Below are 25,362 nucleotides of genomic sequence, written 5' to 3'. Positions count from 1 at the left end.
ATGTGTACCACCTGTGGTTGTGGAGAAGGTAACCTCTATATAGAGGGCGACGAACATAACCCGCACTCGCCGTTTCGCAGTGCGCCTTTCGCCTCTGCTGCACGGCCAGCAATGACCATTACGGGCGTGAAAACCCAGGAATTTGAACCGACGCGCACTGACAACGGCGACCTGCATTACGGTCACGGTGAAGCGGGAACCCACGCGCCGGGCATGAGCCAGCGACGCATGCTGGAAGTCGAAATTGACGTGCTGGACAAAAACAACCAGCTCGCCGCGCGCAACCGCGCACGCTTTGCCGCCCGAGAATTGTTAGTGCTGAATCTGGTGTCCAGCCCGGGCTCCGGTAAAACCACCCTGCTCACCGAAACGTTAATGCGTCTGAAAGACAAGGTGCCTTGCGCGGTCATTGAAGGTGATCAGCAAACGGTGAACGATGCCGCGCGTATTCGCGCCACCGGCACCCCTGCCATTCAGGTCAACACCGGGAAAGGTTGCCACCTCGACGCGCAGATGATTGCCGATGCCGCACCGCGTCTGCCGCTGGATAATCACGGCATTCTGTTTATCGAAAACGTCGGTAACCTGGTGTGCCCGGCAAGTTTTGATCTCGGTGAAAAACACAAAGTCGCCGTGCTCTCCGTCACCGAAGGCGAAGACAAGCCACTCAAATATCCGCATATGTTTGCCGCCGCGTCTATCATGCTGCTCAATAAAGTTGACCTGTTACCGTACCTCAACTTCGACGTTGAGAAGTGCATCGCTTACGCCCGTGAAGTGAACCCGAACATTGAGGTGCTGCTAATTTCCGCTACCAGCGGCGAAGGCATGGACACCTGGCTAAACTGGCTGGAGGCACAGCGATGTGCATAGGCATTCCGGGGCAAATCTGCGCCATTGATGGCGTGCAGGCAAAAGTGGAAGTCAGCGGCGTAAAGCGCGACGTTGACCTGACGCTGGTTGGCGCGATGGATAAACACGGCCAGCCGCGCATCGGCCAATGGGTGCTGGTGCACGTCGGCTTCGCCATGAGCATCATTAACGAAGAAGAAGCCCGCGACACCCTCGCGGCGCTGCACAATATGTTTGAAGTCGAGCCGGACGTCGGCGCGCTGCTGTATGGCGAGGAGCACTAATGCGTTTCGTTGATGAATATCGCGCGCCCGAGCAGGTGATGCAGCTTATCGCACATCTAAAATCCCGCGCGGCGCTTCTGAACTACACCGCCGCGCGCCCGTTGCGCATCATGGAAGTCTGCGGCGGTCATACCCACGCGATTTTTAAGTTTGGCCTCGACCAGCTTCTGCCGGATAACATCGAGTTCATCCATGGGCCGGGCTGCCCGGTGTGCGTGCTGCCGATGGGGCGCATCGATAGCTGTATCGAAATCGCCAGCCATCCGGAAGTGATTTTCTGCACCTTTGGCGATGCGATGCGCGTGCCGGGGAAAAATGGCTCGCTGATGCAGGCGAAATCGCGCGGCGCGGACGTGCGGATTATCTATTCGCCGATGGATGCCCTGAAACTGGCAAAACAGAACCCTGATCGCAAAGTGGTGTTCTTTGGTCTGGGGTTCGAAACCACCATGCCAGCCACCGCCATTACGCTGCAACAGGCGCGCATCCAGCAGGTCGATAACTTCTTCTTTTTCTGCCAGCACATTACGCTCATCCCGACGTTGCGCAGCCTGCTGGAGCAACCGGACAACGGCATTGACGCGTTCCTTGCGCCGGGCCACGTCAGTATGGTCATCGGCACCGACGCTTATGGATTTATCGCCAGCGATTTTCATCGTCCATTAGTGGTCGCTGGATTCGAACCGATTGATCTACTGCAAGGCGTGAACATGCTGGTTGAGCAGAAAATAGCGGATAACATTCAGGTAGAGAATCAATACCGCCGGGTCGTGCCTGATGAAGGCAACCGACTGGCGCAGGTGGCTATCGCCGACGTGTTTACCGTGAAAGGCGACAGCGAATGGCGCGGTCTGGGGCTTATCAATGACTCTGGCGTACAGTTAACCGAAAAATATCAATCCTTTGATGCTGAAGCGCACTTCAAACCTGCGCCGCAAAATGTGAGTGATGACCCGCGTGCGCGCTGCGGCGACGTATTAACCGGGCGCTGCAAACCGCATCAATGCCCGCTGTTCGGTAACACCTGCAATCCACAAAGTGCATTCGGTGCATTGATGGTTTCCTCCGAGGGAGCGTGCGCCGCCTGGTATCAATATCGCAGTCAGGAATCAGAAGCATGAAAAGTATCCAGTTAGCCCACGGCAGTGGCGGCCAGGCGATGCAGCAGTTGATTGGCGACCTGTTTATGCAGGCATTCGCCAACCCGTGGCTGGCGGAGCAGGAAGACCAGGCGCGCCTTTCTCTGGCATCACTGACCGCGCAGGGCGACCGTTTAGCCTTCTCCACCGACAGCTACGTTATCGACCCGCTTTTCTTCCCCGGCGGCAACATCGGCAAACTGGCGGTGTGCGGTACGGCGAATGATGTCGCGGTCAGCGGTGCGATCCCACGTTTTCTCTCCTGCGGTTTTATCCTCGAAGAAGGCCTGCCGATGGAGACGCTGGAAGCGGTGGTGAACAGCATGGCAGCGACGGCGAAAGCGGCGGATATCGCCATCGTGACCGGTGATACCAAAGTGGTACCGCGCGGTGCGGCGGATAAACTGTTTATCAATACCGCCGGTATGGGCGCGATTCCGGCGGATATTCACTGGGGTGCGGCGCAGTTGCAGCCGGGCGATCAATTATTGGTGAGCGGCACCCTCGGCGACCACGGAGCGACTATCCTTAACCTTCGCGAGCAAATGGGGCTGGATGGCGAACTGGCGAGCGACTGCGCGGTACTGACGCCGCTGATTCAGGCGCTGCGTCATATTCCTGGCGTGAAAGCCCTGCGCGACGCCACCCGTGGTGGGGTGAACGCCGTGGCGCATGAATATGCCGCCACCAGCGGTTTTGGTATTGAACTGCACGAACAAAAACTGCCGCTGAAAGAGGCGGTCCGTGGCGTGTGTGAACTGCTGGGGCTGGATGCGCTTAACTTTGCCAACGAGGGCAAGCTGGTGATCGGCGTGGCGTGCGAAGCCGCTGACGCCGTGCTGGAAGCACTTCGCGCACATCCGCTGGGGCGCGATGCGGCGATGATTGGTGAAGTGACCGAACGTAAAGGCGTGCGCGTTGCCGGGTTGTACGGCGTGAAACGCACGCTCGATCTTCCGCACGCAGAGCCGCTGCCGCGGATTTGCTGAGTGCCGATATTGTGCCGGGGGCGCTGCGCTTGCCCGGCCTACGGGTAAGCGTGGTGCCCTCAGTATCGTGTCCCGGACATGTTGGTTTGACCGTTGTAGGTCGGGTAAGCGCAGCGCCACCCGACAAAAAAGCAGGTTCCGCCCTGCCATTACTCTTTTTTTCTTTTTCCGTACCCTCACGGTACGTTTGTGGGTTAATCAATGTCGTATACACCGATGGGCGATCTCGGTCAGCAAGGGCTGTTCGATATCACCCGAACACTTCTGCAACAACCCGATCTGGCGGCGCTTAGCGAAACGCTAACGCAACTGGTGAAGCAATCTGCCCTGGCCGATCGGGCAGCCATCGTACTGCTGCAGGCAGGCAATCACCGCGCCAGCTATCATGCGACGCATGAAGCAGGGAAACCCATTGCCTACGACGACGACAGTCTGCTGGCGAACGGCCCGGTGCGTCGACTGCTCTCGCGCCCGGACGCGCTGCACTGCGACTATCACGAATTCAGTGAAACCTGGCCGCAGCTCGCCGCCAGCCAGCTCTATACACCTTTCGGTCACTACAGTCTGCTACCGCTCGCCGCAGAAGGCCGCATTTTTGGCGGCTGCGAATTTATTCGTGACAACGATCAGCCATGGACGGAAAAAGAGTACCAACGGCTGCAAACCTTCACCCAGATTATCGCAGTGGTAACCGAGCAAATTCAGACTCGGGTCACCAACAACGTCGATTACGACTTGCTGTGCCATGAGCGCGATAACTTCCGCATTCTGGTTGCCATTACCAATGCTGTGCTCTCGCGTCTGGATATGGATGACCTGGTGAGCGCGGTGGCCAAAGAGATCCACTATTACTTCCGCATCGACGCCATTAGCATCGTGCTGCGCAGCAATCGCAAAGGCAAACTCAATATCTACTCGACGCATTATCTGGATGTGAACGACCCGGTTCACGATCAGAGCGAAGTGAACGAAGCCGGTACACTGACCGAGCGCGTGTTTAAAAGTAAAGAGATGCTGATGCTTAACCTGCGCGAGCAGGACAAGCTTGCCCCTTACGAACGCATGCTGTTCGACATGTGGGATAACCAAATCCAGACGTTGTGCCTGCTGCCACTCATGTCGGGTAACACCATGCTGGGCGTGCTGAAGCTTGCCCAGTGTGATGAAAAAGTTTTTACCGCCACCAATCTTAAGCTATTGCGCCAGATTGCCGAACGCGTCGCCATCGCGGTAGATAACGCCCTCGCCTATCAGGAAATTCATCGCCTGAAAGAGCGGCTGGTGGATGAAAACCTGGCATTGACCGAGCAACTCAACAACGTTGAAAGCGAGTTCGGCGAAATTATTGGTCGCAGCGAAGCCATGTACAGCGTGCTTAAGCAGGTTGAGATGGTTGCGCAAAGCGACAGCACGGTGCTTATCCTCGGCGAAACCGGCACCGGAAAAGAGCTGATTGCCCGCGCCATTCACAATCTTAGTAACCGCAACGGTCGCCGGATGGTGAAAATGAACTGTGCCGCCATGCCTGCGGGTCTGCTGGAAAGCGATCTTTTTGGTCATGAGCGCGGCGCGTTTACCGGGGCGAATTCTCAGCGCATTGGCCGTTTTGAACTGGCCGATAAAAGCTCGTTGTTCCTCGATGAAGTTGGCGATATGCCGCTGGAGCTTCAGCCAAAACTGCTGCGTGTTTTGCAGGAGCAGGAATTTGAGCGCCTCGGCAGTAATAAGCTGATCCGCACCGATGTACGTCTGATCGCCGCGACCAACCGCGATCTGAAACAGATGGTGACCGATCGTGAATTTCGTAGCGATCTCTACTATCGTCTGAACGTCTTCCCGATCCACCTGCCGCCGCTGCGCGAGCGCCCGGAAGATATTCCGCTGCTGGTGAAAGCTTTCACCTTTAAAATCGCCCGTCGCCTGGGCCGCAATATCGACAGTATTCCGGCAGAAACCCTGCGCACCCTTGAACGCATGGAGTGGCCAGGCAACGTCCGTGAACTGGAGAACGTGATTGAGCGCGCCGTGTTGCTAACGCGCGGCAGCGTGCTACAACTCTCTTTGCCAGAAGTAACCATTACACCGGATGAACCCTCCATGCCTGCGGCGACCTGCGCGATGGAAGGGGAAGATGAATTCCAGCTGATCACGCGCGTGCTGAAAGAGACCAACGGTGTCGTCGCCGGGCCAAAAGGTGCGGCACAACGCCTGGGGCTGAAACGCACTACGCTGCTATCGCGCATGAAACGTCTGGGGATTGATAAAGACGCGCTGCTCTCTTAAGTTAGATTCCGATAAAAGCCAGCGTTGCGGCGCTGGCTTTTTACAGGACAAAACAGAGATCTCACTTTCAAAATCTGCGTACAATAATCCAGTATTTCGCCAGATTGTCTCCTGTCTTCACGCCCCTGATTTGCCTACCTTAGACACATCACCTGTTCTGAGGAGCAACCTGTATGACCCATCGCATTCAACGCCTGAAAGACGCCCTTTTCGCTCACCCACGTGAAATTTCTCTGGAGCGCGCCCTGCTCTATACCGAGAGCCATCGCCAGACAGAAGGCGAGCCGGTAATGATTCGCCGGGCTAAAGCCACCGCGCACATTCTGGATAACGTCGCCATCAGCATTCGCGATGACGAACTGATTGCAGGAAATCGAACGATTAAACCGCGCGCCGGGATTATGTCACCGGAGATGGACCCTTACTGGCTGCTTAAAGAACTGGATCAATTCCCGACTCGCCCGCAGGATCGGTTTGCCATCAGCGATGACGACAAGCGCTGCTATCGCGAAGAATTATTCCCGTACTGGGAAAAGCGCTCAATGAAGGATTTCATTAACGGGCAGATGACCGATGAGGTAAAAACCGCCGTTGGGACGCAGATTTTCAGCGTTAACCAGACCGACAAAGGCCAGGGTCATATCATTATCGACTACCCGCGCCTGCTGAATAACGGCCTCGCTGCACTGGTTTTGGAGATGAAGGCACACTGCGCTCAACAACCGGAAAATCACTTTTATGCCGCAGTGTTAATTGTGCTGGAAGCCGCGCAGCGTCATATTTTGCGCTATGCCGTACTGGCGGAAACCCTGGCCGCAGCGTGCCCGGATGCCACGCGTCGCCAGGAGTTGCTGTCTATCGCCGCGACATCCCGCCATAACGCCGAACAGCGCCCGGAGGATTTCCATCAGGCGTGTCAGCTGTTCTGGTATATGAACATCATTTTGCAGTATGAATCTAACGCCAGTTCGATTTCCCTGGGCCGCTTCGACCAGTACATGCTGCCCTTCTGGCAGGCTTCGCTCAATCGAGGCGTTGACGCGCAAACGCTGCGTGAACTGCTGGAATCCCTGTGGGTGAAATGCAATGACATCGTGCTGCTGCGTTCCACCAGTAGCGCCCGTTATTTTGCCGGTTTCCCGACGGGCTATACCGCACTCCTCGGAGGCTTAACCGAGAATGGCCGCAGCGCCGTAAATGCCCTTTCGTTTATGTGTCTGGATGCCTATCAGAGCGTACGTCTGCCACAGCCTAACCTTGGCGTGCGCGTCAACGAGCTCATTGATCGCCCGTTCCTGCGCAAAACCGCCGAGACCATTCGCCTCGGTACCGGCATTCCGCAAATTTTTAACGATGAAGTGGTCGTTCCGGCGTTTTTAAACCGTGGCGTGTCGCTGGAAGATGCGCGCGATTACGCCGTTGTCGGCTGCGTTGAGCTGTCGATTCCGGGTCGCACCTATGGGCTACACGATATCGCCATGTTTAACCTGCTGAAGGTAATGGAGATCGTGTTGCATGAGAATGAGGGCAACCCGGATATCACCTGGGAAGGATTGCAAACGCAAATCCGCGACAAGATCCGCCATTACATCAAACTGATGGTCGAAGGCAGCAACATCTGCGATATCGGTCACCGCGACTGGGCGCCAGTGCCGCTGCTCTCATCGTTTATCAGCGACTGCCTGAAAAACGGCCAAGACATTACCGAAGGTGGCGCACGTTACAACTTCTCCGGGGTTCAGGGTATTGGTATCGCCAATCTGAGCGACTCGCTGCACGCGTTAAAAGGCATGGTATTTGACCAGCAACGGATGAGTTTTGACGAACTGTTGGCGGTACTGAAAGCCAACTTCGAAACGCCAGAAGGTAAAGAAGTTCGCGCGCGGCTGATTAACCGCTTTGAGAAGTACGGCAATGATATCGATGAAGTAGATAATATCAGCGCCGATCTGCTGCGTTTTTACTGCAAAGAGGTCGAAAAATACCGCAACCCGCGTGGGGGGCAATTCACACCCGGTTCCTATACCGTTTCGGCGCACGTGCCGCTGGGATCGGTGGTTGGCGCGACGCCGGATGGCCGTTTTGCCGGGGAGCAACTGGCGGATGGCGGGTTGTCACCCATGTTAGGCCAGGATTGCCAGGGGCCAACGGCGGTGCTGAAATCGGTGAGCAAGCTGGATAACTACTTGCTGTCGAACGGAACGCTGCTCAACGTGAAATTTACTCCGGCAACGCTTGAAGGTGAAGGCGGCCTGAGCAAGCTATCAGATTTCCTTCTCGCCTTCACCAAACTGAAATTGCAGCACGTGCAGTTCAACGTGGTCAACGCCGATATGCTGCGCGAAGCCCAGCAGCGTCCGCAGGATTTCGCCGGGCTGGTGGTCCGTGTTGCCGGATACAGCGCCTTCTTTGTTGAGCTGTCGAAGGAGATTCAGGATGACATCATCCGCCGCACCGCGCATCAGCTGTGAGGTAACGGAAATGCGCGCCGATAAGGCGCGCATCTTTAACATCCAGCGCTATTCGCTGAACGACGGTCAGGGCATCCGTACGGTGGTCTTTTTTAAAGGCTGCCCGCATCGCTGCCCGTGGTGTGCCAATCCGGAATCGCTCTCGCCCAAAATCGAAACGGTGCGCCGCGAAAGTAAATGCCTGCGCTGCGTGCGCTGCCGCCAGGATGCGAATGAGTGTCCTTCAGGCGCATGGGAACATATAGGCCGCGACATCACACTGGAACAGCTGGAACGTGATGTCCTGAAAGATGAGATCTTCTTTCGCGCATCGGGCGGCGGCGTCACGCTGTCCGGTGGCGAAGTATTGATGCAGGCTGAATTTGCCACGCGCTTTTTGCAGCGTTTGCGTCAATTAGGCATTCGCACCGCGATTGAAACCGCTGGCGATACCGCATTCAGCCGTCTGCTGCCCCTGGCGCAAGCCTGTGATGAAGTGTTGTTTGATCTCAAAATCATGGATGACGAACGCGCCCGCGAAGTGCTGAATATCAATCAACCGCGCGTTCTGAATAATTTTGAGCGACTGCTGAAGGAAGGTATTCGGGTGACGCCGCGTTTACCGCTGATACCGGGTTTTACGTTAACCGACGAAAATGTGGCGCAGATCCTTACGTTTCTGGCCCCGCTTCCCGTCACGGAAGTTCATCTGTTGCCGTTCCATCAGTATGGTGAGCCCAAATATCACCAGCTCGATAAAGTCTGGCAGATGGCGGGTATCCCGGCCCCCACGGAGCAGGAGATTGCCCCACTGCGGGAGAAAGTGGAACACGCAGGCTATCGGGTGGTGATGGGCGGGTAACTATTTCGTATTGGTTTTTTTGCAGTATTTCTCAGGCAGTTCCGGTACCGGACGTTTGTCATCAATCAGATGTCGGACGGTAAGAATCGGATGACGCCAGAGCATTCTCGGCCCCGCCCAGCGCATGACTTGCTTCATTTCTTCACGCTTCGCCGGCTGATAGCAGTGCACCGGACACTGCTTACAGGCCGGCTTTTCTTCCCCGAATACACACTTATCCAGGCGTTTTTGCGCGTAGGCAAAAAGCGCGTCGTAATGCCCTTCTTCGCCACAAGCCTGGGGGCATTTCTTCTCGTACAGCGCGATCATTTTTTTAATCGTCAATTTCTCGCGATCGATACGTGTCCCAGACATAACGCCTCCCGATAATAAAGATGCATTCATTCTACAACTTAATCCTTCCCGACACCATTACACCAGAGTGGCAAACCCTTAGCACCCTACGTAAATAAGAATTATTTTCATTTGAATATGCATTGTGCTATACAACATAGCATGAGCTATATTTGATGAGTTATTAACCATTTTGCTATGAGGGATACTATGCCGCATTTGTCACGTCTGAAGTCCTGTCTCATCGCGACACTTTTCTCTACGCTTGCGATTTCACCCGCATGGGCCAAAGAGAAATTCAAAGTCATTACCACCTTTACCGTCATTGCCGATATGGCGCAAAACGTGGCAGGCGAGGCAGCAGAGGTCAGCTCAATTACCAAACCCGGGGCAGAGATCCATGAATATCAGCCCACACCGGGTGATATTAAACGGGCTCAGGGCGCGCAGTTGATACTGTCGAATGGATTAAACCTTGAACTGTGGTTTGCACGCTTCTATCAGCATCTTTCTGGTGTGCCGGAAGTGGCAGTTTCTGATGGCGTGAAGCCTATGGGCATTACCGAGGGCCCCTATAACGGTAAACCAAACCCTCATGCCTGGATGTCGGCGGAAAATGCGCTTATCTACGTTAATAACATCCGTGACGCACTGGTAAAATACGATCCAGAAAACGCCGCCACTTACCAAAAAAATGCCGAACGCTATAAAGCGCAAATCCGCGAGACTCTCGATCCCCTTCATGCCGCGCTGCAAAAAATACCCGCCGACAAACGCTGGCTGGTCACCAGCGAAGGCGCGTTTTCTTATCTGGCGCGTGATAACTCTCTTAAAGAGTTGTACCTCTGGCCGATCAACGCCGATCAGCAGGGAACACCCAAACAGGTACGCAAGGTGATCGACACCATCCGGGCGAATAAGATCCCTACCGTATTCAGCGAAAGCACCGTCTCTGACAAACCAGCACGCCAGGTTACTCGTGAATCTGGCGCGCATTACGGAGGCATATTGTACGTCGATTCTCTCAGTGCCGCTGATGGCCCGGTTCCAACCTATCTGGACTTGTTGCGCGTCACGACAGAAACCATTGTTAACGGTATTCATGACGGTTTAAGGGGCGAAAAATGAGCCAGAATGCGATAACCGTTAATCAGGTGACGGTGACGTATCGCAACGGCCATACGGCACTGTGGGACGCCACGTTTCAGGTGCCCGGTGGGTCGATTACCGCCCTCGTCGGCATCAACGGTTCCGGTAAATCGACACTGTTTAAAGCACTGATGGGGTTTGTCCGCCTGGGGAGTGGCACCATTTCCATTCTGCAGCAGCCTGTCAGCAGGGCCCTGAAGCAAAATTTAATCGCCTACGTGCCTCAGTCCGAAGAAGTGGACTGGTCCTTCCCGGTACTGGTCGAAGATGTCGTGATGATGGGACGTTACGGCCATATGGGATGGCTGCGTCGCCCAAAAGCAGAGGATCATCAGCGCGTTGAAGCCGCACTGGCGCGCGTGGATATGCTGGAATACCGTCATCGCCAGATTGGCGAACTTTCCGGCGGGCAGAAAAAACGTGTATTTCTCGCCCGAGCGATTGCCCAGGATGGCCAGGTTATTCTGCTCGATGAACCCTTCACTGGCGTAGACGTCAAAACGGAGGCCCGCATTATTTCGCTGTTGCGGGAATTGCGCGACGAAGGCCGAACGATGCTGGTTTCTACTCATAACCTCGGTTCAGTGACCGAATTCTGCGATTACACCGTCATGATAAAAGGCACCGTTCTGGCAAGTGGCCCGACCGATACCACCTTTACCGCGGAAAACCTTGAACGCGCCTTCAGCGGTGTACTGCGTCATGTCGCACTGAGCGGCGGTGAAGAGCACATTATTACCGATGATGAACGCCCCTTTATCTCACGGCGCGTGGCAGGAGACTAATCATGAACTGGCTGTTTGAGCCGTTTGGCTATCAGTACATGCTTAACGCCATGTGGGTCTCGGCAATGGTTGGCGGGCTATGCGCGTTTCTTTCCTGCTATCTGATGCTCAAAGGCTGGTCGCTGATTGGCGATGCGCTATCGCACTCTATCGTCCCAGGCGTTGCGGGCGCGTACATGCTCGGCCTACCCTTCTCGCTTGGCGCGTTTCTCTCTGGTGGGCTGGCGGCGGGCAGTATGCTCTTTCTCAATCAACGTTCGCGGCTAAAAGAAGATGCCATCATTGGCCTTATTTTTTCCTCTTTCTTTGGGATTGGGCTTTTTATGGTTTCGCTCAACCCTATGTCAGTGAACATCCAGACGATCATCCTTGGCAATGTTCTGGCTATTGCCCCGGAAGATATTCTGCAACTGGCGATAATCGGTACGTTTTCACTGTTGATTCTGTTGTTGAAGTGGAAAGATCTGATGGTCACATTCTTCGATGAAAATCATGCGCGTTCAATTGGGCTAAACCCCGGGCGCCTGAAACTGCTTTTTTTCACCCTGCTTTCAGTTTCGACGGTCGCGGCGCTCCAGACCGTGGGCGCGTTTCTGGTTATTTGCCTGGTCGTGACTCCCGGCGCTACCGCCTGGCTACTCACCGACCGTTTTCCACGTTTGTTGATTATTGCCGTGTTGATTGGCAGCCTGACCAGTTTTTTTGGTGCCTGGCTCAGTTACTGGCTGGATGGCGCAACGGGCGGAATAATTGTGGTTCTGCAGACCCTGTTATTCTTGCTGGCGTTTGTCTTCGCCCCGAAACACGGCCTGCTGGCAAATCGCCGCCGCGCGCGGATGAGTAAGGAGTCGCCATGTTCGTAAGCACGTTGCTGGAACCCTTCCAGTTCGATTTTATGATCAATGCCCTGGTCGTCTCGACCATTGTTGCGGTTCCCTGCGCTCTGCTCTCCGTCTTTTTGGTGCTGAAAGGCTGGGCGCTGATGGGTGATGCCATGAGCCATGCGGTTTTTCCGGGCATTGTGCTGGCCTATATCGTAGGCATTCCCCTGGCGATCGGCGCGTTTGTCGCAGGGTTATTTTGCGCGCTCGCAACAGGTTATCTCGACGACAACAGCCGCATTAAGCGGGACACCATCATGGGGATTGTTTTTTCTGGCATGTTCGGCGCGGGGCTGGTGCTTTACGTCTCCATTCAGTCTGAAGTCCATCTCGACCACATACTTTTTGGTGATATGCTGGGCGTTTCATGGCGTGATATTCTGCAAACCGCGCTAATAGCACTGGCAGTTGCCGTAATGATTACACTGAAATGGAAAGATTTACTGCTTCATGCCTTTGACCCGCATCAGGCAAAAGCCAGCGGTCTTAATACGCCGTTATTGCATTACGGCCTGCTTTGCATGATTGCTCTGACTATTGTGGCCACACTAAAATCTGTCGGTATTATTTTATCTATTTCACTGCTTATCGCTCCCGGTGCGATTGCCGTTTTACTGACGCGCCGCTTTGCCCGGGCGCTACTGGTGGCCACACTATTATCAGTTACCACCTCGTTTACCGGCGTGTATCTCGCTTTTTTCCTCGACAGCGCCCCCGCACCGACCATTGTCGTTTTGTTCAGTGTGATATTTGTGATGGCCTTTATTTATGCGCAGATAAGAGAAAGACGCCGTGAAACACTACTCACTCCAGAACAGCTTGAGAGCAGATAACACTGCATGTCGGGGTGAGGTATCCACAATTGTCGACGCTCACGATAGTCACATCTGCGCCACTAACGTAATGAATGGAACCGCACACGCAGAACCACGCTGATTTTTAATCCAGCGTCGTATTGATGATACAATCTCAACCCTATGAGCTGAATTTCATCGGCGGCGTTGACGCGACCCAATGCGCTATCCTGGTCACGCATGAGAACCGAAATTCTCACTAACGCATTAAAAGTAAAGAGAATGGAAAAACGAATTCGATGAGTACGATTGACAATTTAGACGCCCACACTCCAATGATGCAGCAGTATCTCAAGCTGAAAGCCCAGCATCCGGAGATCCTGCTGTTTTACCGTATGGGCGACTTTTACGAGCTGTTCTACGATGACGCCAAACGCGCGTCGCAACTGCTCGATATTTCGCTGACCAAGCGCGGCGCTTCCGCAGGCGAGCCTATTCCGATGGCGGGCATTCCGCATCACGCTGTGGAAAACTATCTCGCTAAGCTGGTGAATCAGGGCGAATCGGTCGCCATTTGCGAACAAATTGGCGACCCGGCGACCAGTAAAGGCCCGGTAGAACGCAAGGTTGTGCGTATCGTTACGCCGGGCACGATCAGCGATGAAGCACTGTTGCAGGAGCGCCAGGACAACCTGCTGGCGGCTATCTGGCAGGACAGCAAAGGCTACGGCTACGCGACGCTGGATATCAGCTCCGGGCGTTTTCGTCTCAGCGAACCGGCAGACCGGGAAACGATGGCGGCAGAGCTGCAACGCACCAATCCAGCCGAGCTGCTGTATGCGGAAGATTTCGCCGAGATGGCGCTGATTGAAGGCCGTCGCGGCCTGCGCCGTCGCCCGCTGTGGGAGTTTGAGATCGACACCGCGCGTCAGCAGCTTAACCTGCAATTCGGTACCCGCGATCTCATCGGTTTTGGTGTAGAAAACGCGCCGCGCGGCCTGTGCGCTGCGGGCTGCCTGTTGCAGTATGTTAAAGATACCCAGCGCACGTCACTCCCGCATATCCGCTCCATCACCATGGAGCGCCAGCAGGACAGTATCATTATGGATGCGGCCACCCGACGTAATCTGGAGATCACCCAGAATCTGGGCGGGGGCGTTGAAAACACGCTGGCATCTGTGCTCGATTGTACCGTGACGCCGATGGGCAGCCGCATGCTCAAGCGCTGGCTGCATATGCCGGTGCGCGACACAAAAACGCTGACAGAGCGCCAGCAAACTATCGGCGCTTTGCAGGATGCGACCGGCGAACTGCAACCGGTACTGCGTCAGGTGGGCGATCTCGAACGTATTCTGGCGCGTCTTGCGCTGCGCACCGCTCGCCCGCGCGACCTGGCGCGGATGCGTCATGCCTTCCAGCAATTGCCGGAACTGCGTACACAGCTTGAAAGTGTCGATAGTGCTCCGGTTCAAATGCTGCGCGAAAAAATGGGTGAGTTCACCGAACTGCGTGAACTGCTCGAACGCGCGATTATCGATGCGCCGCCGGTGCTGGTTCGCGACGGCGGTGTCATCGCGCCAGGCTACAACGAAGAGCTGGATGAGTGGCGCGCGCTGGCCGATGGCGCGACCGACTACCTCGATCGTCTGGAAATTCGTGAACGCGAGCGTACCGGCCTGGATACCCTGAAAGTGGGCTTTAATGCCGTCCACGGTTATTACATTCAGATCAGCCGTGGACAAAGTCATCTGGCGCCAATCAACTATGTTCGCCGCCAGACGCTAAAGAATGCTGAACGCTATATCATTCCTGAGCTGAAAGAATACGAAGATAAAGTCCTCACCTCCAAAGGCAAAGCCCTGGCGCTGGAAAAACAGCTTTACGACGAGCTGTTTGACCTGCTGCTGCCGCATCTGGCCGATCTTCAACAGAGCGCCAGCGCCCTGGCAGAGCTTGACGTGCTGGTAAACCTTGCCGAGCGCGCGTATACGCTGAACTACACCTGCCCAACCTTTATCGATAAACCGGGCATTCGCATCACCGAGGGTCGCCACCCGGTGGTCGAACAGGTGCTGAACGAGCCGTTTATCGCCAACCCGCTGAACCTGTCACCGCAGCGTCGTATGTTAATCATCACCGGTCCGAACATGGGCGGTAAGAGTACCTACATGCGTCAGACCGCGTTAATTGCCCTGCTGGCTTACATCGGCAGCTACGTGCCTGCGCAAAGCGTGGAGATTGGCCCGATTGACCGCATATTTACCCGCGTCGGCGCGGCCGATGATCTGGCGTCCGGGCGCTCAACCTTTATGGTGGAGATGACCGAAACCGCCAACATTTTGCATAACGCTACCGAAAATAGTCTGGTGCTGATGGATGAGATTGGTCGCGGTACGTCAACCTACGACGGCCTGTCGCTGGCGTGGGCGTGCGCGGAAAATCTGGCGAATAAAATCAAAGCGTTAACGCTGTTTGCCACCCACTACTTCGAGCTGACTCAACTGCCGGAGAAAATGGAAGGCGTCGCCAACGTGCACCTCGATGCACTGGAGCATGGCGACACCATCGCCTTTATGCACAGCGTACAGGACGGCGCGGCGAGTAAAAGCTACGGCCTGGCGGTTGCTGCGCTGGCGGGTGTGCCAAAAGAGGTGATCAAACGCGCACGGCAGAAACTACGTGAGCTGGAGAGCATTTCGCCGAATGCCGCCGCCACGCAAGTCGATGGCACGCAGATGTCGTTGCTTTCAGTGCCGGAAGAAACCTCGCCCGCGGTGGAAGCGCTGGAAAATCTCGACCCGGATTCACTCACCCCGCGTCAGGCGCTGGAGTGGATTTATCGCTTGAAGAGTCTGGTGTAAACATATTCCCGATAGTCTTTTACTATCGGGAATATTAACGACAACTGACGAATCAAATAAAAATACCCTGTATAATAGGAGCGCTTATTTTACAGGGTAAAACCATGCCATCTACACGCTATCAAAAAATTGATACCAATAACTATCGCCATATATGGGTTATTGGTGACATACATGGCAATTATCAATCATTACAATCTCGCCTACATCAACTCACTTTTTGTCCTGAAACAGACTTACTTATTTCTGTCGGCGATAATATCGATCGTGGGCCGGAGAGTCTTAACGTGCTACGCCTGTTAAACCAGCCCTGGTTTACTTCCGTTAAAGGCAACCACGAAGCGATGGCACTTGATGCATTCGCGACTAGCGATGGCAATATGTGGTTAGCCAGTGGTGGTGACTGGTTTTTCGATTTAAATGATTCAGAGCAAAAAGAAGCAATAGACCTGTTGCTGAAATTCCATCACCTTCCACATATTATTGAAATCACCAACGACATTATAAAATATGTCATCGTACATGCAGATTATCCTGGTGATGAGTATCAGTTTGGCAAAGAAATAGCGGAGAGAGAATTACTCTGGCCTGTTGATCGCGTACTGAAATCGCTCAAAGGCGAGTTACAGGAAATAAACGGCGCCGACTGCTTTATCTTCGGACATATGATGTTTGATAACATCCAGAGATTCGCCAACCAGGTTTATATTGATACCGGATCGCCTAAAAGCGGACGGCTGTCGTTTTATAAAATCAAATAACGTAGGCCGGGTAACGCGTAGCCGCCACCCGGCATTGTGTGCTTAACGCTTGTCTTCCGCCAGCAGCGGCGGAATGCTCGGCACCATTGGCGCGTCATCAATATCTTTCTGCGTCATGCGAAATGCTTCCGGGTAATGCTCGCGGTTGGTACGGCGTAGCGGTTCGGTATCGCGCCAGGTATAAAGGCAGTGCTGGCACTGGTAGACCGTCCAGACATCTTTCACCGGCGATTTCGCCATCACTTCAATCTGTTCATCGGCACAACGTGGACAAATCATCTTCTTCTCCTTATTGACGTGTGGCCAGCATAGCGGTCAGTTTTTCAGCCCAGGCTTTGGTTTCCGGTAAGTCCACCACCGGCTGGCTGTAGTGACCACGGTTGTCCGGGGCGACAGGCGTGGTGGCGTCGATAATCAGCTTGTCGGTGATCCCCGCCGGGCTTGAGCCTGGGTCGAGTTCCAGCACGGACATATTTGGCAGTTGCACCAAATCACCTGCCGGGTTCACTTTCGACGAGAGCGCCCACATCACCTGCGGCAGGTTGAACGGGTCAACGTCTTCATCGACCATAATCACCATCTTCACGTAGCCCAGACCGTGCGGCGTGGTCATCGCACGCAGGCCCACTGCGCGGGCAAAGCCGCCGTAGCGTTTTTTGGTGGAGATAATCGCCAGCAGGCCGTGGGTATACATGGCGTTTACCGCCTGCACTTCCGGGAACTCGGCTTTCAGTTGCTGATACAGCGGTACGCAGGTGGCTGGCCCCATCAGGTAGTCGATTTCGGTCCACGGCATGCCGAGATAGAGCGATTCAAAAATCGGTTTGGTACGGTAAGAGACTTTATCGATGCGCACCACGGTCATGTTACGTCCGCCGGAGTAGTGGCCGGTAAACTCACCAAATGGCCCTTCGATTTCGCGTTTACGGCTTTCGATCACCCCTTCGAGGATCACTTCCGAGCCCCACGGCACATCAAAACCTGTCAGCGGCGCGGTGGCGATCGGGTACGGGCTTTCGCGCAACGCGCCCGCCATTTCATATTCCGACTGATCGTATTTCAGCGGCGTGGCACCCATCAGGGTGATAATTGGGTCGTTACCCAACGTAATGGCAATCTGCAGATCTTCGCCGCGCTCTTCCGCTTTATGCAGATGCAAAGCGATATCGTGCATCGGCACCGGTTGCAGGCCGAGCTTACGCTTACCCTTCACTTCCATGCGATAGATGCCGACGTTCTGCTTGCCGAAGTTATCCGGATCGAGCGGATCGCGGGAAACCACACACGCTTTGTCGAGATAGAAACCGCCATCGCCATCGTTTAAACGAAACAGTGGCAGAATATCGAACAGGTTGATCTCGTCGCCATCGACGGTGTTCTGCGCCCAGGCAGGATTGGCGCGGCGTTCCGGGGCAATGGGAAAGTTATCCCAGCGGCGGATAAACTCATCAATCTGTTTTTTAACCGGTGTGTTCGGTGGCAGCCCGAGGGAAATCGCGTGGTTCTGCCAGGAGCCGATGGTGTTCATCGCCACGCGCGCATCGGTAAAGCCGCGAATATTATCAAACCACAACGCGGGCGCGCCGTCACCGATGCGCCCGGTGGCGTTGGCAGCGGCAGCCAAATCCGGCTCGGCGTTCACCTCTTCGCTGATTTTCAGCAATTGCCCCTGGTCGTCGAGCGCCTGTAAAAAGCTGCGTAAATCATCAAAAGCCATTATGCATTCTCCTGTGAAAATGAGTGTGCCGACGGAAGGCCATTCCAGCGGCGGGCCTTGTCATACTTCAGGCCAAATTGGTCCAGCACGCGAGCGACAATGTGATCGACAATGTCACCCACCGATTCAGGATGGTTATAGAAGGCAGGCATCGGCGGCACCATCGCCACACCCATGCGGGAAAGCGCGAGCATATTTTCCAGATGAATGGTGCTAAGCGGCATTTCACGCGGCACCAGTACCAGCTTGCGCCCCTCTTTGAGCACGACATCCGCCGCGCGCCCTACCAGGCCGTCGGCGTACCCGGCGCGGATGCCCGCCAGCGTTTTCATGCTGCACGGCATAACAATCATGCCATCGGTCTGGAATGAGCCTGATGAGATGGTCGCCGCCTGGTCCGCCGGGCTGTGGCTGAAATCCGCTAATGCGGCAACATCACGCGCGCTGTAGGGCGTTTCCAGTTCGATAGTGGTTTTGGCCCACTTCGACATCACCAGATGTGTTTCAACCTCCGGCATTTCGCGCAACGCCTTCAGCAGCGCGACGCCAAGCGGTGCGCCCGTCGCGCCAGTCATCCCCACAATCAGTCTCATTCATCACCTCAATATTTGTTCGTGTACGAACGTTTTGTATAACCTACGTCAGAATGTCCTTACACACAATATTGTTCGTATACGATCGCACTCAAAGCTAAAAAATGAAGGATTAAAAAAGCGGCGTGTAACGGCTATCATGAGAGAACGTTTTTTATGATGGGGTTTTCATGGAGTTAAGAAACGAAGCATTTCACCTGCTGCGCCAGCTCTTTCAGCAACATACCGCACGCTGGCAGCAAGAATTGCCGGAGCTGACCAAGCCCCAGTACGCCGTCATGCGATCGATTGCCGAACATCCTGGCATTGAGCAGGTTGAACTAACGGAAGTGGCGGTAAGCACTAAGGCGACGCTTGCTGAGATGTTGAGCCGCATGGAGAGCCGCAATCTGGTCCGCCGCGAGCACGATCCCGCCGACAAACGCCGCCGTTTTGTCTTTCTCACCGAGGAAGGCGAAGCATTACTGAACGCTAAAAAACCCATTGGTAATAACGTCGATCAGGCATTTTTAGCGCGATTAAGCGAGGAAGAGCGCGAACAGTTTACGCGGCTGGTGAGGAAAATGATGGGGTGAATGACCTGCCCAAAAAGAAAAAGGCCAGTCTCTCGACTGGCCTTTTTGACGGATGTTCACTTATTCGCGGAACAGCGCTTCGATATTCAGCCCCTGAGTCTGCAAGATCTCACGCAGACGGCGCAGGCCTTCAACCTGAATCTGACGAACGCGTTCACGAGTCAGGCCAATTTCGCGGCCCACATCTTCAAGCGTTGCAGCTTCGTACCCCAGTAAACCGAAACGACGTGCCAGCACTTCACGCTGTTTGGCGTTCAGCTCGAACAGCCATTTGACGATGCTCTGTTTCATGTCATCGTCCTGCGTGGTGTCTTCCGGGCCGTTTTCCTTTTCATCGGCCAGGATGTCCAGCAGCGCTTTTTCAGAGTCTCCGCCCAGCGGCGTGTCGACTGAGGTAATGCGCTCGTTGAGACGCAGCATACGGCTTACGTCATCAACCGGTTTGTCCAGCTGTTCGGCTATCTCTTCTGCGCTTGGCTCGTGGTCCAGTTTATGGGACAACTCACGTGCCGTACGCAAATAGACGTTCAGCTCTTTGACGATGTGAATCGGCAAACGAATCGTACGGGTTTGGTTCATAATCGCCCGTTCAATCGTCTGGCGGATCCACCAGGTCGCGTAGGTTGAAAAGCGGAACCCGCGTTCCGGGTCAAACTTCTCAACAGCGCGGATCAGCCCCAAATTGCCCTCTTCGATAAGATCCAGCAATGCCAGACCACGATTGCCATAACGGCGGGCAATTTTTACCACCAGACGCAGGTTACTCTCGATCATCCTGCGACGGGAGGCGACGTCTCCACGCAATGCACGACGTGCAAAATAGACTTCTTCTTCGGCTGTTAACAGTGGAGAATAACCGATCTCTCCAAGGTAAAGCTGAGTCGCGTCCAGCACACGCTGTGTGGCACCCTGCGATAACAGCTCTTCCTCAGCCAGGTCGTTATCACTGGGTTCCTCTTCTACTAAGGCTTTCTCATCGAAAACCTCTGCTCCGTTCTCATCAAATTCCGCGTCTTCATTTAAATCATGAACTTTCAGCGTATTCTGACTCATAAGGTGGCTCCTACCCGTGATCCCCAGGCAAAGCACCTTATCACTTCATCTTCAGACGGCGCGTTTACACCGCCTGAATGACTCCGTGCTTAGTACTCTGCCGAATTATCGCTGCGGCAAATACTGCAGCGGGTTTACGGATTTCCCCTTGTAACGAATTTCAAAATGCAAGCGTGTAGAACTGGTTCCGGTGCTACCCATGGTAGCTATTTTTTGCCCCGCCTTGACCTCTTGTTGTTCCCGGACCAGCATTGTGTCGTTATGGGCGTAGGCGCTCAGGTAATCATCGTTATGTTTGATGATAATTAAGTTACCGTAACCTCGCAGCGCATTACCGGCATACACAACGCGACCATCCGCGGTCGCGGTGATAGCCTGTCCTTTGCTACCTGCGATATCGATGCCTTTGTTGCCTCCTTCGGAGCCGCCAAAGCCTTCGATGATTTTGCCGTCAGTTGGCCAGCGCCAGGACGAAATTGGCGCGCTGGTTGTCGTACTGCTGGCATTGGGTACGGAAGAGCTCGCAACCGGTGCTGTTACAGGCGCTGTGACTGTCGTCGCAGGCTTGTTATTAGGCAACATCTTGTTAGCACTTTGTTCACCTGAATCCTCAGAATACGTAATTGTTGGTTGCGACGCAACAGCCACGGTTGAATTTTGTGCAGGTTTTGCGACCGCCGTCTGAGAAGTGGTTGCCGCCTGCGTGCTGGCCATGGCGACCGGATTATTACCGGTAATCGGCTGACCGGACGCGTTCCCAACTTGCAGCACCTGGCCGACATTCAGCGCGTAAGGCGCGGCGACATTGTTGCGCTGCGCCAGGTCGCGGAAGTCGTTACCGGTGACCCATGCGATATAGAAAAGCGTGTCGCCATGCTTGACGGTGTAGGTGCTTCCGCCCGCGTAACTGCCTTTCGGAATATCGCCGTATTTACGGTTATAGACGATGTGGCCGTTCTGCATTTGCACCGGCTGCTGGGCAACAGGTTGCTGAGTGACCGGCTGAATCTGCGTCGGCTGAGTTTGTACCGGCTGCACCGGTTGGATTTGCGGCGTGGCTGGCACGTTGTTTTGCGCCGTCGCGCCCGCTTTCTGCTGCGGCGTGATGAGCATGCCGGAATTGGTGCTGCTGGAGGTGTTTCCGTTAACAGAGGTTACTGGCGCAGGGGGATTGTCCGAAGACGTACAGCCTGCCAGCCAGAGTGAAACCAGTGATAATGCCGCAACACGGCGTACGGTGATTTTTGGGCTTCCCGCGCTCATTTATCCCCCAGGAATAGTGTTAACTGCCAGTGTTTTAATAACCGTGTCGCGTCCATCGTGGACTCTTACAAAGTCTCCCCACGATACGCTGAATTGCGCCGAAAAACCTAAGAAAAATCCGGGTCTCAGGCCAACTCTCCTTTGACTAAAGGAACAAAACGCACAGCTTCCACGGTATCAATAATGAATTCGCCTCCCCATCGATGAACACGTTTTAAAAACTGATGTTCATCGCCCACGGGTAAAACGAGAATGCCGCCTTCATCCAGCTGCGACATCAGCGCCACCGGAATTTCCGGCGGTGCAGCCGTGACGATAATGGCGTCGAAAGGCGCACGCGCCTGCCAACCCTGCCAGCCATCGCCATGGCGAGTAGAGATATTATGCAAATCAAGCTGCTTCAGGCGACGTCTTGCGTGCCATTGCAGACTTTTGATACGTTCAACCGAACATACGCGCTGCACCAGATGCGCCAGAATCGCCGTTTGATAGCCTGAGCCCGTGCCAATTTCCAGCACCCGCGACTCCGGCGTCAGTTCAAGCAGCTCGGTCATTCGCGCAACCATATAAGGCTGAGAAATAGTTTGCCCCTGCCCTATCGGCAAGGCGACGTTTTCCCAGGCTTTATGTTCAAACGCTTCATCGACAAATTTTTCGCGTGGAACACGAGCAATGGCATCCAGCACCCGCTCGTCACGAATGCCCTGTGTGCGAAGTTGTTCCAGAAGGGCCAGTACGCGTCCGCTTACCATTGCGTATCCACTCCCGCCTGTTCCAGCCAGCTGCCGACAACTTCACGGGCGCTGTGCGCGGTTAAATCGACATGCAGCGGCGTGACGGAAACATACCCGGCGTCAACCGCGGCAAAATCCGTATCCGGGCCAGCGTCCTGTTTTTCGCCGGGCGGGCCAATCCAGTAAAGCGTATTGCCGCGGGGATCCTGCTGCGGAATCACTTTATCTGCCGGATGCCGGCTGCCGCAGCGGGTAACGCGAATGCCTTTGATTTGATCGAGCGGTAAGTCCGGCACGTTGACGTTGAGAATACGCCCGGTGCGCAGTGGTTCACGCGCCAGCGCGCGCAGTAACGTACAGGTGACCGCCGCCGCCGTGTCGTAATGCTGCGTGCCATTCAGCGAAACCGCCAGCGCCGGAAAACCGAGGTGACGCCCCTCCATCGCCGCCGCGACGGTGCCGGAATAGATAACGTCATCGCCCAGATTCGGCCCGGCATTAATACCTGACACGACGATATCAGGACGCGGGCGCATCAGGGCATTGACGCCGAGATAGACACAGTCCGTCGGCGTGCCCATCTGCACGGCGATATCGCCGTTTTCAAACGTAAAAGTACGAAGAGAAGATTCCAGCGTCAGCGAGTTTGATGCGCCACTGCGGTTACGATCGGGTGCAACTACCTGAACCTCGGCAAACTCCCGTAAGGCTCTGGCCAGTGCCTGTATGCCTGGCGCGTGGATCCCGTCATCGTTACTCAGCAATATTCGCATATTCACCTGTTGTATTGATAAGTTCCCTTACCACGCTGGTCGCAAAGCTGCCCGCCGGGAGCCAGAAACGCAACTCGACGGTTACGTCGTCCCACCAGTTCCACTCAAGCTGTTGTGGATAGAGCAGCATCGCGCGCCGCGCGGCCTCTACTTTTTCGCGCACCAGCAGCGACTGGAGCGCGGTTTCTTCTGCAAGCTGAAGTTGTTCAAATGCGAGCGCTTCACGCTGGGTTCCCCAGTCGCCGCTACCCGGCATTGACGCGGTGATCATCAATTCGTGCGCGTCCACTCGCGTTTGCAATTCGGGCATTTCTTCAGGCGTGGCGACAAACCAGCTGCCGCGTCCCGCTAATTGTAGCGCATCGCCATCAACAACTTGATTAAATTCCGGTTTCTGTAAGCGCGCGCTCGCCAACTGATTAAACAACGCACTTCGCGCTGCCGACAACCAAAAACTGCGTTTATTGCGATCGCGCACCGGCGCACCGCTTTCGGCCCAGCGCAGCGCACCCTGAAGATTACTGCCGCTAATACCAAAACGCTGAGCGCCAAAATAGTTCGGCACACCCTGGGCGTTAATCGCCTGCAGGCGCGTGTCGACATCCTCGCGATGACTGACTTCGCGCAGAATAATCGTGAACTGATTGCCCTTCAGCGCGCCTAAACGCAGTTTACGCTTATGTCGCGCATACTCCAGCACCTGGCAGCCTTCCAGCTCGAACTTACTTAAATCGGGCATCTCTTTGCCCGGCACGCGCGCGCAGAGCCACTGCTCGGTGACCGCGTGTTTGTCTTTCTGCCCGGCAAAGCTCACTTCGCGAGCGTGAATTTTCAGGAATTTCGCCAGCGCGTCAGCCACGAAACGGGTATTGCAGCCATTTTTCAGGATGCGCACCAGAATGTGTTCACCTTCGCCGTCGGGCTCGAATCCTAAGTCTTCCACCACCAGAAAATCTTCCGGGTTGGCTTTCAGCAGCCCGTGTCCCTGCGGCTTACCGTGCAGGTAAGTCAGGTCATCGAATGCAATCATTTGTTTGCCTTATACAACAGAGCGACCGCTTCGCAGGCGATGCCTTCACCGCGCCCGGTAAAACCGAGTTTTTCAGTGGTGGTCGCTTTTACGTTAACGTCATCCATATGGCAGCCAAGATCTTCAGCGATAAAGACACGCATTTGCGGGATATGCGGCAGCATTTTCGGCGCCTGGGCAATGATAGTGACATCGACGTTGCTCAGGGTGTAGCCCTTCGCCTGCACGCGTTTCCAGGCTTCGCGCAGCAGCGCGCGGCTGTCTGCGCCTTTGAACGCCGGGTCGGTGTCCGGGAAAAGTTTCCCAATATCGCCCAGTGCCGCCGCGCCAAGCAGGGCATCGGTCAGCGCATGGAGAGCGACGTCGCCGTCCGAGTGGGCGAGCAGCCCTTTCTCGTAAGGGATGCGCACGCCGCCGATAATAATCGGCCCTTCGCCGCCAAACGCGTGTACATCAAAACCGTGTCCAATTCGCATTATGCTTTCTCCTGGTGTCCCGATCGGGTGAGGTAAAATTCTGCCAGCGCCAGATCTTCCGGGCGTGTCACTTTAATATTATCAGCGCGTCCGGCAACCAGCGCCGGATGAAAACCACAATATTCCAGCGCCGATGCTTCATCGGTGATGGTTGCGCCTTCGTTGAGCGCCCGGGTCAGGCAATCGAAGAGTAATTCGCGGGGGAAAAACTGCGGTGTCAGGGCATGCCACAGATCGTTGCGGTCAACCGTATGGGCGATAGTCGGTTTGCCGGGCTCCGCGCGTTTCATGGTATCGCGCACCGGGGCGGCCAGAATACCGCCGACGCGGCTGGTTGCGCACAGCGCCAGCAGACGCGCCAGGTCATCCTGATGTAAACAAGGCCGCGCGGCATCGTGCACCAGCACCCACTCAGCATCCCCAGCGGCTTTCAGGCCTGAAAGCACAGAATCGGCACGTTCGGCGCCGCCGTCAACGACGGTAATTTGCGGATGCTGTGCCAGAGAGAGTTGGCTGAAACGCTCGTCTCCGGGAGAGACAGCGATGATCACCCGCTGGACGCGCGCATTTGCCAGCAGCGCATCCACCGAATGTTCGAGAATCGTTTTGTTACCGATTGAGAGATATTGTTTCGGGCAGTCCGTTTGCATGCGGCGACCAAATCCGGCCGCCGGAACCACGGCGCAAACGCCCGGAAAAGTTGCTGCCATGTGTTAATCCTGGGC

25 protein-coding genes are annotated in these 25,362 nt (G+C 55.1%); 14 read left to right on the top strand and 11 right to left on the bottom strand.

The genetic code is table 11. The features are described 5' to 3' along the window. The 7 genes from hypB (at position 1) to F0Q32_RS13135 (ending at position 8,859) form a co-directional block, all read left to right on the top strand. A complete protein-coding gene (hypB, locus tag F0Q32_RS13165) occupies positions 1-873 on the top strand; it encodes a hydrogenase nickel incorporation protein HypB (protein ID WP_149463429.1) in 873 nt (290 codons plus the stop codon). Next, entirely contained in the window at positions 864-1,136 is a 273-nt protein-coding gene (locus tag F0Q32_RS13160; RefSeq protein ID WP_149463428.1) for a HypC/HybG/HupF family hydrogenase formation chaperone, read from the top strand. The genes hypB and F0Q32_RS13160 overlap by 10 nt, the downstream gene beginning before the upstream one ends. Continuing rightward, on the top strand, positions 1,136-2,257 hold the full coding sequence (gene hypD, locus F0Q32_RS13155) for a hydrogenase formation protein HypD (protein ID WP_149463427.1): 1,122 nt from the start codon (positions 1,136-1,138) through the stop codon (positions 2,255-2,257). Before F0Q32_RS13160 ends, hypD begins: the two co-directional genes overlap by 1 nt. Further along, a complete protein-coding gene (gene hypE, locus F0Q32_RS13150) occupies positions 2,254-3,264 on the top strand; it encodes a hydrogenase expression/formation protein HypE (RefSeq protein WP_149463426.1) in 1,011 nt (336 codons plus the stop codon). The genes hypD and hypE overlap by 4 nt, the downstream gene beginning before the upstream one ends. A gap of 201 nt (positions 3,265-3,465) precedes the next feature. Beyond that, on the top strand, positions 3,466-5,547 hold the full coding sequence (flhA, locus tag F0Q32_RS13145; RefSeq protein ID WP_149463425.1) for a formate hydrogenlyase transcriptional activator FlhA: 2,082 nt from the start codon (positions 3,466-3,468) through the stop codon (positions 5,545-5,547). A 173-nt stretch (positions 5,548-5,720) separates the two neighbouring features. Beyond that, entirely contained in the window at positions 5,721-8,018 is a 2,298-nt protein-coding gene (locus tag F0Q32_RS13140; protein ID WP_149463424.1) for a formate C-acetyltransferase, read from the top strand. After that, on the top strand, positions 7,984-8,859 hold the full coding sequence (locus F0Q32_RS13135) for a [formate-C-acetyltransferase]-activating enzyme (RefSeq protein ID WP_149463423.1): 876 nt from the start codon (positions 7,984-7,986) through the stop codon (positions 8,857-8,859). Before F0Q32_RS13140 ends, F0Q32_RS13135 begins: the two co-directional genes overlap by 35 nt. On the opposite strand, the gene F0Q32_RS13130 is transcribed toward F0Q32_RS13135, so the two are convergent. Further along, positions 8,860-9,213, bottom strand: coding sequence for a nitrous oxide-stimulated promoter family protein (locus tag F0Q32_RS13130; RefSeq protein WP_149463422.1), 354 nt, complete (start codon positions 9,211-9,213; stop codon positions 8,860-8,862). Between the two features lie 189 nt (positions 9,214-9,402). Here F0Q32_RS13130 and F0Q32_RS13125 point away from each other — a divergent pair, with 189 nt between their 5' ends. From F0Q32_RS13125 to pphB, 6 genes are all read left to right on the top strand, one after another. Beyond that, on the top strand, positions 9,403-10,320 hold the full coding sequence (locus tag F0Q32_RS13125; protein ID WP_149463421.1) for a metal ABC transporter substrate-binding protein: 918 nt from the start codon (positions 9,403-9,405) through the stop codon (positions 10,318-10,320). Further along, entirely contained in the window at positions 10,317-11,126 is an 810-nt protein-coding gene (sitB, locus tag F0Q32_RS13120) for an iron/manganese ABC transporter ATP-binding protein SitB (protein WP_149463420.1), read from the top strand. The genes F0Q32_RS13125 and sitB overlap by 4 nt, the downstream gene beginning before the upstream one ends. Positions 11,127-11,128: 2 nt before the next feature. Beyond that, positions 11,129-11,989 (top strand): iron/manganese ABC transporter permease subunit SitC, encoded by an 861-nt coding sequence (gene sitC, locus F0Q32_RS13115; protein WP_149463419.1) that lies wholly within the window; start codon positions 11,129-11,131, stop codon positions 11,987-11,989. After that, complete coding sequence (sitD, locus tag F0Q32_RS13110; RefSeq protein WP_149463418.1) at positions 11,980-12,840, top strand: iron/manganese ABC transporter permease subunit SitD; 861 nt, start codon at positions 11,980-11,982, stop codon at positions 12,838-12,840. The genes sitC and sitD overlap by 10 nt, the downstream gene beginning before the upstream one ends. Before the next feature lie 260 nt (positions 12,841-13,100). Further along, positions 13,101-15,662 (top strand): DNA mismatch repair protein MutS, encoded by a 2,562-nt coding sequence (mutS, locus tag F0Q32_RS13105; RefSeq protein ID WP_149463417.1) that lies wholly within the window; start codon positions 13,101-13,103, stop codon positions 15,660-15,662. Positions 15,663-15,766: 104 nt separating this feature from the next. Next, on the top strand, positions 15,767-16,423 hold the full coding sequence (gene pphB / locus F0Q32_RS13100; protein WP_149463416.1) for a protein-serine/threonine phosphatase: 657 nt from the start codon (positions 15,767-15,769) through the stop codon (positions 16,421-16,423). A gap of 42 nt (positions 16,424-16,465) precedes the next feature. On the opposite strand, the gene F0Q32_RS13095 is transcribed toward pphB, so the two are convergent. The 3 genes from F0Q32_RS13095 to F0Q32_RS13085 are packed head-to-tail and all read right to left on the bottom strand — an operon-like array spanning position 16,466 to position 18,733. Beyond that, the gene (locus F0Q32_RS13095) at positions 16,466-16,702 is read right to left on the bottom strand and encodes a non-oxidative hydroxyarylic acid decarboxylases subunit D (RefSeq protein ID WP_149463415.1); all 237 of its coding nucleotides are present in this window, start codon (positions 16,700-16,702) and stop codon (positions 16,466-16,468) included. A 10-nt stretch (positions 16,703-16,712) separates the two neighbouring features. Continuing rightward, on the bottom strand, positions 16,713-18,140 hold the full coding sequence (locus F0Q32_RS13090) for a non-oxidative hydroxyarylic acid decarboxylases subunit C (protein ID WP_149463414.1): 1,428 nt from the start codon (positions 18,138-18,140) through the stop codon (positions 16,713-16,715). Continuing rightward, complete coding sequence (locus F0Q32_RS13085) at positions 18,140-18,733, bottom strand: non-oxidative hydroxyarylic acid decarboxylases subunit B (RefSeq protein WP_149463413.1); 594 nt, start codon at positions 18,731-18,733, stop codon at positions 18,140-18,142. Before F0Q32_RS13085 ends, F0Q32_RS13090 begins: the two co-directional genes overlap by 1 nt. 170 nt (positions 18,734-18,903) lie before the next feature. On the opposite strand from F0Q32_RS13085, the gene F0Q32_RS13080 reads away from it, so the two are divergent. Then, positions 18,904-19,308 (top strand): MarR family winged helix-turn-helix transcriptional regulator, encoded by a 405-nt coding sequence (locus F0Q32_RS13080; RefSeq protein WP_149463412.1) that lies wholly within the window; start codon positions 18,904-18,906, stop codon positions 19,306-19,308. Between the two features lie 60 nt (positions 19,309-19,368). Here the strand turns inward: F0Q32_RS13080 and rpoS are convergent, their stop codons facing one another. From rpoS to ispD, 7 genes are all read right to left on the bottom strand, one after another. Then, positions 19,369-20,361, bottom strand: coding sequence for an RNA polymerase sigma factor RpoS (rpoS, locus tag F0Q32_RS13075; RefSeq protein ID WP_015963258.1), 993 nt, complete (start codon positions 20,359-20,361; stop codon positions 19,369-19,371). 105 nt (positions 20,362-20,466) lie between these two features. Then, entirely contained in the window at positions 20,467-21,624 is a 1,158-nt protein-coding gene (gene nlpD, locus F0Q32_RS13070) for a murein hydrolase activator NlpD (RefSeq protein ID WP_149463411.1), read from the bottom strand. Between the two features lie 125 nt (positions 21,625-21,749). Next, positions 21,750-22,376, bottom strand: a complete 627-nt coding sequence (locus F0Q32_RS13065; protein WP_149463410.1) for a protein-L-isoaspartate(D-aspartate) O-methyltransferase — start codon at positions 22,374-22,376, stop codon at positions 21,750-21,752. After that, on the bottom strand, positions 22,370-23,131 hold the full coding sequence (surE, locus tag F0Q32_RS13060) for a 5'/3'-nucleotidase SurE (RefSeq protein ID WP_015963255.1): 762 nt from the start codon (positions 23,129-23,131) through the stop codon (positions 22,370-22,372). Before surE ends, F0Q32_RS13065 begins: the two co-directional genes overlap by 7 nt. Then, positions 23,112-24,161, bottom strand: coding sequence for a tRNA pseudouridine(13) synthase TruD (truD, locus tag F0Q32_RS13055; RefSeq protein WP_149463409.1), 1,050 nt, complete (start codon positions 24,159-24,161; stop codon positions 23,112-23,114). The genes surE and truD overlap by 20 nt, the downstream gene beginning before the upstream one ends. After that, the gene (gene ispF, locus F0Q32_RS13050) at positions 24,158-24,637 is read right to left on the bottom strand and encodes a 2-C-methyl-D-erythritol 2,4-cyclodiphosphate synthase (protein ID WP_015963253.1); all 480 of its coding nucleotides are present in this window, start codon (positions 24,635-24,637) and stop codon (positions 24,158-24,160) included. Before ispF ends, truD begins: the two co-directional genes overlap by 4 nt. After that, the gene (gene ispD / locus F0Q32_RS13045) at positions 24,637-25,347 is read right to left on the bottom strand and encodes a 2-C-methyl-D-erythritol 4-phosphate cytidylyltransferase (RefSeq protein WP_149463408.1); all 711 of its coding nucleotides are present in this window, start codon (positions 25,345-25,347) and stop codon (positions 24,637-24,639) included. Before ispD ends, ispF begins: the two co-directional genes overlap by 1 nt. Between the last annotated feature and the right edge of the window lie 15 nt (positions 25,348-25,362).

It is taken from the genome of Pseudocitrobacter sp. 73 (assembly GCF_008369545.1).
Classification (GTDB): Bacteria; Pseudomonadota; Gammaproteobacteria; order Enterobacterales; family Enterobacteriaceae; genus Pseudocitrobacter; species Pseudocitrobacter vendiensis.
The sequence above is the reverse complement of the archived record's forward strand: the minus strand, read 5'-3'. Positions and strand labels throughout refer to the sequence as shown.